13 protein-coding genes are annotated in these 12,864 nt (G+C 61.2%); 11 read left to right on the top strand and 2 right to left on the bottom strand.

The genetic code is table 11. The annotated features are described in order from the left end of the window. Positions 1-30: 30 nt before the first annotated feature. The 9 genes from copC (at position 31) to SOP85_RS12745 (ending at position 8,933) form a co-directional block, all read left to right on the top strand. The gene (gene copC, locus SOP85_RS12785; protein ID WP_323606109.1) at positions 31-396 is read left to right on the top strand and encodes a copper homeostasis periplasmic binding protein CopC; all 366 of its coding nucleotides are present in this window, start codon (positions 31-33) and stop codon (positions 394-396) included. Positions 397-399: 3 nt separating this feature from the next. Continuing rightward, positions 400-1,257 (top strand): copper homeostasis membrane protein CopD, encoded by an 858-nt coding sequence (gene copD, locus SOP85_RS12780; RefSeq protein WP_323627128.1) that lies wholly within the window; start codon positions 400-402, stop codon positions 1,255-1,257. A 437-nt stretch (positions 1,258-1,694) separates the two neighbouring features. Continuing rightward, positions 1,695-2,993, top strand: coding sequence for an OprD family porin (locus tag SOP85_RS12775; protein ID WP_425313640.1), 1,299 nt, complete (start codon positions 1,695-1,697; stop codon positions 2,991-2,993). 276 nt (positions 2,994-3,269) lie between these two features. Beyond that, entirely contained in the window at positions 3,270-4,094 is an 825-nt protein-coding gene (locus SOP85_RS12770; protein WP_323606017.1) for an NAD-dependent epimerase/dehydratase family protein, read from the top strand. A 36-nt stretch (positions 4,095-4,130) separates the two neighbouring features. Continuing rightward, positions 4,131-5,018 (top strand): SMP-30/gluconolactonase/LRE family protein, encoded by an 888-nt coding sequence (locus SOP85_RS12765; RefSeq protein WP_323627126.1) that lies wholly within the window; start codon positions 4,131-4,133, stop codon positions 5,016-5,018. Positions 5,019-5,078: 60 nt separating this feature from the next. Beyond that, on the top strand, positions 5,079-6,050 hold the full coding sequence (locus tag SOP85_RS12760; protein WP_274076310.1) for a TRAP transporter substrate-binding protein: 972 nt from the start codon (positions 5,079-5,081) through the stop codon (positions 6,048-6,050). Positions 6,051-6,128: 78 nt separating this feature from the next. Continuing rightward, complete coding sequence (locus SOP85_RS12755; RefSeq protein WP_274076309.1) at positions 6,129-6,656, top strand: TRAP transporter small permease; 528 nt, start codon at positions 6,129-6,131, stop codon at positions 6,654-6,656. After that, complete coding sequence (locus SOP85_RS12750) at positions 6,657-7,937, top strand: TRAP transporter large permease (protein ID WP_056852883.1); 1,281 nt, start codon at positions 6,657-6,659, stop codon at positions 7,935-7,937. A gap of 129 nt (positions 7,938-8,066) precedes the next feature. Next, positions 8,067-8,933: an aldose 1-epimerase gene (locus SOP85_RS12745; protein WP_323606112.1), complete on the top strand. Its 867-nt coding sequence runs from the start codon at positions 8,067-8,069 to the stop codon at positions 8,931-8,933. Between the two features lie 67 nt (positions 8,934-9,000). Here the strand turns inward: SOP85_RS12745 and SOP85_RS12740 are convergent, their stop codons facing one another. Continuing rightward, entirely contained in the window at positions 9,001-9,807 is an 807-nt protein-coding gene (locus SOP85_RS12740) for a sulfite exporter TauE/SafE family protein (RefSeq protein ID WP_323627163.1), read from the bottom strand. Positions 9,808-9,968: 161 nt separating this feature from the next. Between SOP85_RS12740 and SOP85_RS12735 the strand changes: the two genes are divergently transcribed. Then, complete coding sequence (locus tag SOP85_RS12735; protein WP_323606021.1) at positions 9,969-10,832, top strand: MBL fold metallo-hydrolase; 864 nt, start codon at positions 9,969-9,971, stop codon at positions 10,830-10,832. 121 nt (positions 10,833-10,953) lie between these two features. On the opposite strand, the gene bkdR is transcribed toward SOP85_RS12735, so the two are convergent. Next, positions 10,954-11,442 (bottom strand): Bkd operon transcriptional regulator BkdR, encoded by a 489-nt coding sequence (gene bkdR / locus SOP85_RS12730; RefSeq protein ID WP_008005367.1) that lies wholly within the window; start codon positions 11,440-11,442, stop codon positions 10,954-10,956. A 185-nt stretch (positions 11,443-11,627) separates the two neighbouring features. Here bkdR and SOP85_RS12725 point away from each other — a divergent pair, with 185 nt between their 5' ends. Continuing rightward, positions 11,628-12,863: a 3-methyl-2-oxobutanoate dehydrogenase (2-methylpropanoyl-transferring) subunit alpha gene (locus SOP85_RS12725; protein WP_323627123.1), complete on the top strand. Its 1,236-nt coding sequence runs from the start codon at positions 11,628-11,630 to the stop codon at positions 12,861-12,863. The last annotated feature ends 1 nt before the right edge of the window (position 12,864 follow it).

Below are 12,864 nucleotides of genomic sequence, written 5' to 3'. Positions count from 1 at the left end.
CACTTGAAACCTGCCGCCGAGGGACTCGACATGCGCTTGAAGAACACCCTGACCACCACCGCTCTGCTCGGCGCGCTATTGTGCGCCTCATCCGTATGGGCTCACGCCCACCTGCAAAGCCAGACACCTGCTGCCGACAGCACCGTGAAGCCTCCCGCGGAACTGAGCCTGGTGTTTTCCGAAGGCGTCGAGGCCGATTTCTGCAAGGTCACGATCAGCCGCGACGGCGACGAGATCCTGGTCAAAAGCCTGGTCACCCAGGGTCCTGATAAAAAGACCCTGATTGTCACGCCGGCGGTCCCCTTCACCGCTGGAGACTACAAGGTCGAGTGGCATGTGGTGTCGGTCGATACCCACAAAAGCGAAGGCGCCTACGCGTTCAAGGTCGGCCAGTAACACATGGCGGATGCGATGGTGCTGTGCCGCTTCGTGCATTTTTGCGTGGTGCTGATGTTGTTCGGGGCGTGGGTGTTCCGGCCGCTGCTGTTGGGTCGCCTCACAACGCTGGATCAGCCACTGTTGCGCCTCAGTCAGTGGCTGGCGGTCGTGGCGCTGGCCAGCGGTGTCGGCTGGTTACTGCTGGTCACCGCGAGCATGGCGGGCACCTGGGCGGCGGCGTTCGAACCGGCGATTTTGCTGCGGGTGCTTGGCCGTACTTTTTTCGGTGAGGTCTGGGGCTGGCACCTGCTGCTCAACGCTTTGCTGGTGATCCTGCTGCTGACGCCATGGCGCTCCAGCCTCCCCTTGCAACTGACCCTGAGCAGCCTGTTGCTGGCGACCCTGGCCCCGGTCGGCCACGGTGCCATGTTCGATGGCCTGGCAGGCCGGTTGCTGATCCTCAATCAACTGGTGCACCTGGCGAGCGTGGGCGCCTGGCTCGGTGGCTTGATGTTGCTGGTGATGATCCTGCGCCAGCCTGGTGGGCATTGCATCAAAGTGCTGTTACAGCGCTTCAGTGGCGTGGGCTACGCCTTGGTGGCCGGATTGCTGATCAGCGGATTGATCAACGTCCGGGTGCTCACCGGCGCGTTCTGGCCCACGCCTTTGCTGTCAGGATTTGCCTTGATTCTCTTGATCAAGGTGTCACTGGTCTGCGCGATGCTGGGGCTGGCGATGTTCAACCGGCTACGGATCAACGACTGCGAGCAACGCCTGGTGACGTTGCGCAACAGCGTGCTGCTGGAGTGGTTGCTGGGGCTTGGCGCGGTAGCTGCCGTCTCTTTGCTGGGCACCTTGGCACCGATGATTTCTGGCTGACAAACCCTGTCCCCTGTGGGAGCCAGCCTGCTGGCGATGGCGGAGTATCAGCCTGCATCAATGTTGAATGTGAGATGGCTATCGCCAGCAGGCTGGCTCCCACAAATTACAGTGTGCTGCTGGGAGTGGTTGCTGGGGCTTGGCGCGGTAGCTGCCGTCTCTTTGCTCGGCACCCTGGCACCGATGATTTCCGGCTGACAAACCCTGTCCCCTGTGGGAGCCAGCCTGCTGGCGATGGCGGAGTATTAGCCTGCATCAATGTTGAATGTGAGATGGCTATCGCCAGCAGGCTGGCTCACACAGGTTTTAACCATTGCCTTAAAGTCATCGTATAACTTCCGATTGACAACCCCTTAAAATCCCGCAAATATCTGCGCCAATGTTGTACGACGACGTATGACAAAAATAAAAACAAAAAGCAGCAAGGGAGCGTCACAGTGAGCAAGCTCGTCCGCGATTCGTCCGCCCGTACCCCACGCCCGTCCTTTACCCGTTTGCAGACGCTGAGCCTGATCGGTTGCAGCAGCCTGACCCTCGCCCTGCCCATCGCCTGCCAGGCCGAAGGCTTCACCGATGACGCCAAAGCCACGCTGAACCTGCGCAACGCCTACATCAATCGCAACTACACCAACCCGGCCTACCCCCAGGGCAAGGCTGAAGAGTGGACACAGAACTTCATCCTCGATGCCAAGTCCGGCTACACCCAGGGCCCGGTCGGCTTCGGTGTGGATGTGCTGGGCCTGTACTCGCAGAAGCTCGACGGCGGCAAAGGCACCGGGGGTACGCAGTTGCTGCCGATCCACGGTGACGGGCGCCCGGCCGACAACTTCGGGCGCCTGGGCGTGGCGCTCAAAGGCAAGATTTCGAAAACAGAACTGAAGGTCGGCGAATGGATGCCGGTGCTGCCGATCCTGCGTTCCGACGACGGTCGCTCGCTGCCGCAAACCTTCCGCGGCGGCCAGGTGACCTCCACCGAGATCAGCGGCCTGACGCTCTACGGAGGGCAGTTCCGCCAGAACAGCCCGCGCAACGATGCGAGCATGGAAGACATGTTCATGAACGGCAAATCGGCCGCCTTCACCTCGGACCGATTCAACTTCGGCGGCGGCGAATACGCCTTCAACGACAAACGCACCCAGGTCGGCGTCTGGTATGCCGAACTCAGCGACATCTATCAGCAGCAGTATTTCAACCTCAGCCACAGCCAGCCCATCGGCGACTGGACCCTGGGCGCCAACCTCGGCTACTTCATCGGCAAGGAAGACGGCAGCGCCCTGGCCGGCGACCTCGACAACAAGACCGCGTTTGCCCTGCTCTCGGCCAAGTACGGCGGCAACACCTTCTACGTCGGCCTGCAAAAACTCAGCGGTGACGACGTGTGGATGCGGGTCAACGGCACCAGTGGCGGGACCCTGGCCAACGACAGCTACAACTCCAGCTATGACAACGCCAAAGAGAAGTCCTGGCAGGTGCGTCACGACTACAACTTCGTCGCCCTCGGCATTCCCGGCCTGACCCTGATGAACCGCTACATCAGCGGCGACAACGTGCACACCGGCACCATCACCGACGGCAAGGAATGGGGCCGTGAATCGGAACTGGCCTACACCGTGCAGAGCGGTGCGCTGAAAAACCTCAACGTCAAATGGCGCAACGCGAGTATCCGCAAGGATTTCAGCACCAACGAATTTGATGAGAACCGGATTTTCATCAGCTATCCGATTTCGTTGTTGTAATTCCCGAAGATCGACCTCGTACCTGTAGGAGCCGGCTTGCCGGCGAAGGCGATCTCGCGGACGCCTTCGCTGGCAAGCCAGCTCCTACAGGTGCGAGTGCGATCACGGATCAATCACAGGGATCGAGATTTTCTCGGAGGATTGATCGCGACAACCCTCTGTCAAATTCCACCAATGTCGCGTTGACAAAAACCGGAAATCCTAACGATACTTCAGCAAGGTCGTACGACAACCTACAACGACCCAATAACAACAACTGCTTGTCCAGGAATTCCCATGACAACCACTGCAACCGCCCAAACGCCCTTCAATCGCCTGCTGCTGACCGGTGCCGCCGGTGGCCTGGGCAAAGTCCTGCGCGAGAGCCTGCGCCCGTACGCCAATGTCATTCGCCTGTCGGACATCGCCGACATCGCCCCTGCCATTGATGATCGCGAAGAAGTCGTGCCCTGCGACCTCGCCGACAAAAACGCCGTGGATCAACTGGTCGAAGGCGTGGACGCGATCCTGCATTTTGGCGGCGTGTCGGTTGAGCGCTCGTTCGAAGAAATCCTTGGGGCCAATATCTGCGGCGTGTTCCACATCTACGAAGCGGCCCGCCGCCACGGCGTCAAGCGCGTGATCTTCGCCAGTTCCAACCATGTGATCGGCTTCTACAAGCAGGACGAAGTCATCGACGCCCACTCCCCTCGCCGCCCCGACAGCTACTACGGTTTGTCCAAGTCCTACGGCGAAGACATGGCCACCTTCTACTTCGATCGCTACGGCATCGAGACGGTCAGCGTGCGTATCGGCTCTTCGTTCCCCGAACCGCAGAACCGCCGGATGATGAGCACCTGGCTGAGCTTCGGCGACCTTACCCAGCTGCTGGAACGTGCGCTCTACACCCCGAACGTCGGCCACACCGTGGTCTATGGCGCGTCCGACAACAAGGACGTCTGGTGGGACAACCGTTACGCCAGCGCGCTGGGTTACAAGCCCAAGGACACCTCCGAAGTGTTCCGTGAAAAAGTCGAAGCCCAGCCGCTGCCGGCCGCTGATGACCCGGCGCGGATCTACCAGGGCGGTGCCTTTTGCGCAGCCGGCCCGTTCGGCGACTGATCGTCCTGATCCCCCCAACCAATGGAATGAGTTGCCATGAAAGCCGAATTGATTGTCGATGCGCGCAACACGGTAGGTGAAAGCCCGGTGTGGGTGCCTGAGGAAAACGCCCTGTACTGGGTCGATATTCCCGCCGGCGGCCTGCAGCGCTGGAGCGCGCTGACCGGTCATGTGCACGCCTGGAAAACTCCGCAAATGCTCGCCTGCATCGCCCGCCATCCCGACGGTGGCTGGGTCGCAGGCATGGAGAGCGGGTTCTTCCATCTGCATGCGCATGCCGACGGCAGCCTCGACAGCGAACCCCTCGCCCAGGTCGATCACGCCCGCCCGGACATGCGTCTCAACGATGGTCGCTGTGACCGTCAAGGCCGCTTCTGGGCCGGCAGCATGGTGCTGGACATGGGCGCCAATGCCGCCGTGGGCACGCTCTATCGCTACAGCGCCGGCGAGCAAGGACCGCTGCCGGCGCAATTGAACGGCCTTATCGTGCCCAACGGCCTGGCCTTCAGCCCGGACGGCCGGACCATGTACCTGTCCGACTCCCATCCGCTGGTGCAGCAGATCTGGGCCTTCGATTACGACATCGACAGCGGCACCCCTACCAACCGCCGCCTGTTCGTCGACATGAACCAACACGCCGGTCGCCCTGATGGCGCGGCGGTCGATGCCGAAGGTTGCTACTGGATCTGCGGCAACGATGCCGGGCTGATTCACCGCTTCACCCCCGACGGTCGACTGGACCGCTCCCTGGCCGTCCCGGTGAAAAAACCGAGCATGTGCGCCTTCGGTGGCACTCGCCTGGACACCTTGTTCGTGACCTCGATCCGCCCGGGAGACGACCAGGATGAACAGTCCCTGGCCGGGGGCGTGTTCGCCCTCGATCCCGGCGTCAAGGGTCTGCCGGAGCCGCACTTCAAGCAGTAAACGCAAACGTTTCACCGCTGTGCCTTGAATAAAAAAAACAACAAGACTGGAGACACCCCCATGGACTTCAAACGCACCTTGCTCGCCGCAGCACTCCCCCTCGCCTTCACCCTCAGCAGCGCCGCCCATGCGCTGGAAATCAAATTTGCCGACATTCACCCTGCGGGCTATCCCACCGTGGTCGCCGAAGAACAGCTGGGCAAGACGCTGGTGGCCGACAGCGACGGCAAGCTGACCTTCAAGATGTTCGCCGGCGGTGTACTCGGCTCGGAAAAGGAAGTGGTCGAACAGGCCCAGGTCGGCGCCATCCAGATGGCCCGGGTCAGCCTCGGCATCGTCGGCCCGGTGGTACCGGACGTTAACGTGTTCAACATGCCGTTCGTGTTCCGTGACCAGGCGCACATGCGCAAGGTCATCGATGGCGAAGTGGGCGACGAGATCCTCGCCAAAATCACCGATTCCGAATTCGGTCTGGTGGCCTTGGCCTGGATGGATGGCGGCACGCGCAACATCTACACCAAGAAACCGGTGCGCAACCTGGAAGATCTCAAGGGCATGAAGATCCGCGTGCAAGGCAACCCGATGTTCATCGAGACCATAAACGCCATGGGCGGCAACGGCATCGCCATGGACACCGGCGAAATCTTCAGCGCCCTGCAGACTGGCGTGATCGACGGCGCGGAGAACAACCCGCCGACCCTGCTCGAACACAATCACTACCAGAACGCCAAGTTCTACAGCCTGACCGGGCACCTGATCCTGCCTGAACCTATCGTGATGTCGAAAATCACCTGGGAAAAACTAACCCCCGAGCAACAGGCGTTGGTGAAGAAAACCGCCAAAGCCGCGCAGGCACAGGAACGTACCCTGTGGGACGCAAAATCGGCCAGCAGCGAAGAAAAACTCAAGGCAGCCGGCGTCGAGTTCATCACCGTCGACAAGAAACCTTTCTATGAGGCGACCGCCTCGATTCGCGAGAAATACGGCGCACCTTACGTCGACCTGATCAAGCGCATCGAAGCCGTTCAGTAACCCTCCCTGCACTCAAGAAAGGCCCGGCGCCACTGACGTGGGTATCTGTCAGTGCGCGCCCGGTTACGGTGGAACCCGATGAAGAATCTGCTGCTACGTTTCAATGACAAGCTCTACATGACCTGTATCTGGGTCGCCGGGCTCTCCGTGCTGGCCATTGCGCTGATCATTCCCTGGGGCGTGTTTGCCCGTTATGTGCTCGGCACCGGCTCCAGTTGGCCCGAGCCTACTGCAATCCTGCTGATGATGGTCTTCACCTTCATCGGCGCAGCGGCCAGCTATCGTTCCGGCTCGCACATGGCAGTGGCGATGCTCACTGATCGGATGTCGCCGCAACTGCGCCAGGCCATGAGCGTGTTTTCACAATTACTGATGGCGACCATCAGCCTGTTCATGGCGATCTGGGGCACCAAGCTTTGCTTGTCGACCTGGAACCAGTTCATGAGCGCCCTGCCGACCCTGCGAGTGGGCATCACCTACATGCCGATTCCCGTGGGCGGCGTGCTGACGCTGATTTTTGTTCTGGAAAAACTCTTGCTCGGCGATCAGAGCAACCGTCGGGTCGTGCGTTTCGACCTCGTTGAAGAAAACGAAGGGGCTGCCTGAATGGACGCTTTTATTCTGTTGGGCAGTTTTATCGCGTTGATCCTGATCGGCATGCCGGTCGCCTACGCACTGGGGCTCTCGGCGCTGATCGGCGCGTTCTGGATCGACATTCCGTTCCAGGCGCTGATGATCCAGGTCGCCGGTGGCGTGAACAAGTTTTCCCTGCTGGCGATTCCGTTCTTCGTGCTGGCCGGTGCGATCATGGCCGAGGGCGGAATGTCCAGGCGTCTGGTGGCGTTTGCCGGGGTGCTGGTCGGGTTCGTGCGCGGTGGCCTGTCGCTGGTCAATATCATGGCTTCGACTTTCTTCGGCGCGATCTCCGGCTCCTCGGTGGCCGACACCGCCTCGGTCGGTTCGGTGCTGATCCCGGAAATGGAGCGCCGCGGCTATCCCCGTGAGTTCGCCACCGCCGTGACCGTCAGCGGTTCGGTGCAGGCCCTGCTGACCCCGCCGAGCCACAACTCGGTGCTCTACTCGCTGGCCGCTGGCGGTACGGTGTCGATTGCCTCGTTGTTCATGGCCGGCGTGGTACCGGGCCTGTTGATGAGCGCGTGCCTGATGGTGCTGTGCCTGATCTTCGCCAAGAAGCGTGACTACCCCAAGGGTGAAGTCATCCCGATGCGCGAAGCGCTGAAGATCTGCGGCGAAGCGTTGTGGGGCCTGATGGCGATGGTCATCATCCTCGGCGGGATCCTGAGCGGGATCTTCACCGCGACCGAGTCCGCGGCCATTGCCGTGCTTTGGTCGTTCTTCGTGACCATGTTCATCTACCGCGACTATAAATGGAGCGAGCTGCCGAAACTGATGCATCGCACGGTGCGCACCATCTCGATCGTGATGATCCTGATCGGCTTCGCCGCCAGCTTCGGCTACATCATGACCCTGATGCAGATCCCGGCGAAGATCACCACGATGTTCCTGACCCTGTCGGACAACCGTTACGTGATCCTGATGTGCATCAACGTCATGCTGCTGTTGCTCGGCACCGTGATGGACATGGCGCCGCTGATCCTGATCCTCACGCCGATCCTGATGCCGGTGATTCTCGGCATTGGCGTGGACCCGGTGCAGTTCGGCATGATCATGCTGGTGAACCTGGGGATTGGTTTGATAACACCGCCGGTGGGCGCGGTGCTCTTTGTGGGGTCGGCCGTGGGTAAAGTCAGCATCGAATCTACCGTCAAGGCCCTGCTGCCGTTCTACGGCGTGCTGTTCCTGGTGCTGATGGCCGTGACCTACATTCCTGCGCTGTCGCTGTGGTTGCCGCATCTGGTGTTGTAACCCGGCTGATCTTGCAACGCTTTGACTGTAGGAGCCGGTTTGCCGGCGAAGGCGTACTCAAGGACGCCTTCGCCGGCAAGCCGGCTCCTACATAGGGTAATCCGTGCATCTCTTCCCTTGCTGGTGAACATGAAACCCACACTGCTCGAACTCGAAGACTCCTTCACCCGCCTCACCCTCGCCCCCGAACTCGGCGGCAGCATCGTCAACTGGACTGTGCGCAGCACTGGCCAGCCCTTGTTGCGCCACGCCGATGAGCAGGCCTTGAACACCGGTCTTCCCGGCAAACTGGGCTGCTTCCCGTTGGTGCCGTGGTCCAACCGCATCGCCGAAGGCGGCTTCGATTGCCCGCACGGCTGGCTGGCCCTGACGCCCAACAGCCCCGATCCGTTACCGATTCACGGCAGCGCCTGGCAGCAACGCTGGCAGGTGGTTTCCACAACCGCTGACGAAGTGGTGCTGCAACTCGATAGCACCGAGCCCTTTGCCTATTGCGCCCGTCAACGATTCCATCTGAGCGAAGGCAAGCTGAGCATCGAATTGAGCGTCACCCATCTGGCCGAACAGGCAGCCTGGCATGGCCTCGGGCTGCACCCATACCTGCCGCGCAACGCCAACACTCTATTGCAGGCTACCGCCCGACAGGTCTGGTTGTGCGATGAGAGAAAACTGCCGACGCAACTGAGTGCGTTACCTGCCGAATGGGATTTCCAGCAGCCCAGGGCGCTGCCCCCCGCACTGGTCGACAACGGATTCTGCCAATGGGATGGCCACTGCCTGATCCAACAACCCGACCTCGGTTACGAGCTGGACTGTCAGGCCAGTGGTAGCGATTACTATTTGCTCTATTGCCCGCCAGGCCTGGCGTTTTTCTGCATCGAACCGGTCAGCCACCCGGTCAACGCCCATCACTTGCCCGGTCGCCCGGGGTTGCGATTGCTGGAGCAGGGGCAATCCACTGAACTGGCCTTCACGCTGCAGTACCGCCCCTTGTAGGAGCCCGGCTTGCCGGCGAAGGCGTCCTGAAGTGCGCCTTCGCCGGCAAGCCGGCTCCTACAATATTTCAGAGGCCCGCCCGGAACAGCATGTAGGCTGAAACCACCAGGCAGATGCTCGCAAACCCCACCTGCAACGCCCGCGCCGGCACGCGCGCGCAAAGCCTGCGGCCGACGATCATGCCGACGATGCTGGAAACGATGAAGGCCAGGCCCAGGCCGTCGATGCGCACCCCGGCATGCAATGCGCCGATCACGCCGATGGCCGAAATCAGGCTGATGACCATCAGGGACGTGGCGATGATGCCGCGCATCTGCACGTCGGTCAGCTGCTTGAACGCCGGCACGATCAGAAATCCGCCGCCCACGCCCAGCAATCCCGAGACCACACCGGTCACCGCACCCAGGGCTGCAAGGGTTGCGGTGCATTTGGCGGTCCAGGAGAAGCGCCCGGTCTGCTGGTCGAGCATGCAGTTCTTCTGGCCCCAGTTGGCATGGCCGTGGTCGCTCGGGCCTTCATCCTTGCGCTCGCGGCGCAACATCCGCGCGGCCACCATCACCATCAGCAGGCTGAACAGGATCATCAGGATTTTTTCCGGCAGCTGATGGGCGAAATAGATACCCAGCGGCGAAAAAATCGCCCCCAGCAGGGCAATCAACAGCGCCGCGCGATAGCGCACCAGGCCATGGCGCAAGCCATCGATGGCACCGACCGCTGCCGCGCTGCCCACCGCAAACAACGCGACTGGCGCGGCCGCGGTCATGCTCCAACCCAGCCCCAGCACCAGCGCCGGCACCGCCAGAATGCCGCCCCCTGCCCCGGTCAAACCGAGCACCAGGCCCATGACCACCCCAAAAAAACTCGCCAGCAACATATAACGCTCGTAATCCATGACAGAGGCCGGGAACGCCCGGTATCGATAGAATGACAGGATAGAGTCCGCCCGGATTTTTCGTTAGCAGAATTGTCGCAGGGCTGGTCAGCGCAGGGAAAATGAAACTACCCTCATGACTTACCTCTAAAGAAACAATCCACATGCCTGCCCTGATTGAAGCCTTTTTCGACGATGCCTCGTCCACCTACAGCTACGTGATCTACGAAGATAACGGCGGGCAGTGTGCGATCGTCGACCCGGTGCTCGACTACACCCCGGCAGCCGGACGCACCGGCACCCAACAGGCCGACCGGATCATCGCTTTCGTGCGCGAGCACCGCCTGCAGGTGCAATGGCTGCTGGAAACCCACGCCCACGCCGATCACCTGTCCGCCGCGCCCTACCTGCGGCGGGAACTGGGGGGCAAGATCGCCATAGGCCAGTCGATCTGCAAGGTACAGGGCGTGTTCAAGACCCTGTTCAACCTTGAGCCGGAGTTTTGCATCGACGGTTCACAGTTCGATCACCTGTTCGCCCCGGACGAGTCATTTTGCATCGGCAACCTCAAGGCCACCGCCCTGCATGTGCCGGGCCATACCCCGGCGGACATGGCCTACCTGATCGGCAACGACCTGATCCTGGTCGGCGATACCCTGTTCATGCCGGACGTCGGCACCGCCCGCTGTGACTTTCCCGGCGGCGACGCCCACCAGATGTTCGCCTCGATCCACAAGCTGCTGGCCTTCCCCGCCAGCGTGCGCCTCTACGTCTGCCACGACTACCCGCCCGAGGGCCGTGAACCGCACTGCATGACCACCGTGGGCGAGCAACGCAAAAACAATATCCACGTGCGCGACGGCATCGACGAAGCCGCCTTCGTCGACATGCGCACCCGCCGCGATGCGGGGTTGGGCATGCCGACGCTGCTGCTGCCGGCGATCCAGGTGAATGTGCGGGCGGGGAATCTGCCGCCGGCGGAAGACAATGGGGTGACTTACCTGAAGATTCCCCTGAATAAATTCTGACCTGTGGGAGCGAGCTTGCTCGCGAAAAACCTGAGAACACCGCGGGGGGTCAGGCTCCCCACGTCATCGTTGACCTCCATCGCGAGCAATCGAGCGTCGACCGGTTGCTCCTACAGGAGCTTCAATTATTCAAGGTCAAGCCATTGGCCGGCAACGGCAGCGCCGTTTTGTACCGCACCTGCTTGAGCGCAAAGCTCGACCGGATGTTCGCCACCCCCGGCACCTTGGTCAGGAAGTCCATCATGAAGCGCTCCAGCGACTGAATGGTCGGCACCAGCACCCGGATCAAGTAATCCGGATCGCCAGCCATCAGGTAACACTCCATCACTTCCGGGCGATCGGAGATGGCCTCTTCGAAATGCTGCAACGCCTCCTCCACCTGTTTTTCCAGGCTGACATGGATGAACACATTGACGTGCAGCCCTAGCAAGTCGGCATCCAGCAGGGTCACCTGCTCACGAATCAGCCCCAGTTCCTCCATCGCCTTGACCCGGTTGAAACACGGCGTCGGCGACAGGTTGACCGAGCGTGCCAGGTCGGCGTTGGTGATGCGTGCGTTCTCCTGAAGGCTGTTGAGAATGCCGATATCGGTACGGTCCAGTTTGCGCATGAGACAAAAACACCTGTTTTTTATGTTTATGCAGATTTTTTATCTGCAAATGATCTTGAGCGCAATGAAACAGAGAGAAATATTCTTCTTGGCCGGGCCTATGATTGTTGTAGGACAAGATTTCTTCCACAGAACGAAATCTGTCAGCTCACTACAAGAAATTCACAAGATCGAGCGTAGAAGCCATGACCCAAGCGTACGAACCGCTTCGCCTGCACGTTCCCGAACCCTCGGGCCGTCCCGGCTGTAAAACCGACTTCTCCTACCTGCACCTGACCGACGCCGGCACGGTGCGCAAACCCCCTGTTGACGTTGAACCGGCTGACACGGCTGACCTGGCCCGTGGCCTGATTCGCGTGCTCGACGACCAGGGCAACGCCCTGGGTCCCTGGGCCGAAGGCGTGCAGGTGGAGATCCTGCGCAAGGGCATGCGCGCCATGCTCAAGACGCGGATCTACGACAACCGCATGGTGGTCGCCCAGCGTCAGAAGAAAATGTCGTTCTACATGCAGAGCCTCGGCGAAGAAGCCATCGGCAGCGCCCAGGCCCTGGCCCTGAACATCGACGACATGTGCTTCCCGACCTACCGCCAGCAAAGCATCCTCATGGCCCGCGACGTGCCGCTGGTGGACCTGATCTGCCAACTGCTGTCCAACGAGCGCGATCCGCTCAAAGGCCGTCAGTTGCCGATCATGTACTCGGTGAAAGAGGCCGGTTTCTTTACCATTTCCGGCAACCTCGCCACCCAGTTCGTCCAGGCTGTGGGCTGGGGCATGGCCTCGGCGATCAAGGGCGACACCAAGATCGCCTCGGCCTGGATCGGCGACGGCGCCACCGCCGAGTCGGACTTCCATACCGCCCTGACCTTCGCCCACGTGTACCGCGCGCCGGTGATCCTCAACGTGGTCAACAACCAGTGGGCGATCTCCACCTTCCAGGCCATCGCCGGTGGTGAAGCCACCACGTTCGCTGGTCGTGGCGTCGGTTGCGGCATCGCCTCGCTGCGAGTCGATGGCAACGATTTCTACGCGGTCTACGCCGCTTCCGCCTGGGCCGCCGAACGTGCGCGCCGCAACCTCGGCCCGACCATGATCGAGTGGGTCACCTACCGCGCCGGCCCGCACTCCACCTCGGACGATCCTTCGAAATACCGTCCTGCCGACGACTGGAGCCACTTCCCGTTGGGCGACCCGATCGCGCGCCTCAAGCAGCACCTGATCAAGGTCGGCCAGTGGTCCGAAGAGGAACACGCCGCCGTCAGCGCCGAACTGGAAGCCGAAGTGATCGCCGCACAGAAAGAAGCCGAGAAATTCGGCACCCTCGCCGGCGGCCAGATTCCAAGCGCCGCGACCATGTTCGAGGACGTCTATAAAGAGATGCCGGAGCACTTGAAGCGCCAGCGTCAGGAGTTGGGGATCTGAC

Origin of the sequence: Pseudomonas sp. YuFO20 (assembly GCF_035064975.1) — a bacterium.
Taxonomy (GTDB): domain Bacteria; phylum Pseudomonadota; class Gammaproteobacteria; order Pseudomonadales; family Pseudomonadaceae; genus Aquipseudomonas; species Aquipseudomonas putida_AE.
Note: the sequence above shows the minus strand (reverse complement) of the source record. Positions and strands in the feature narration are given on the sequence as shown.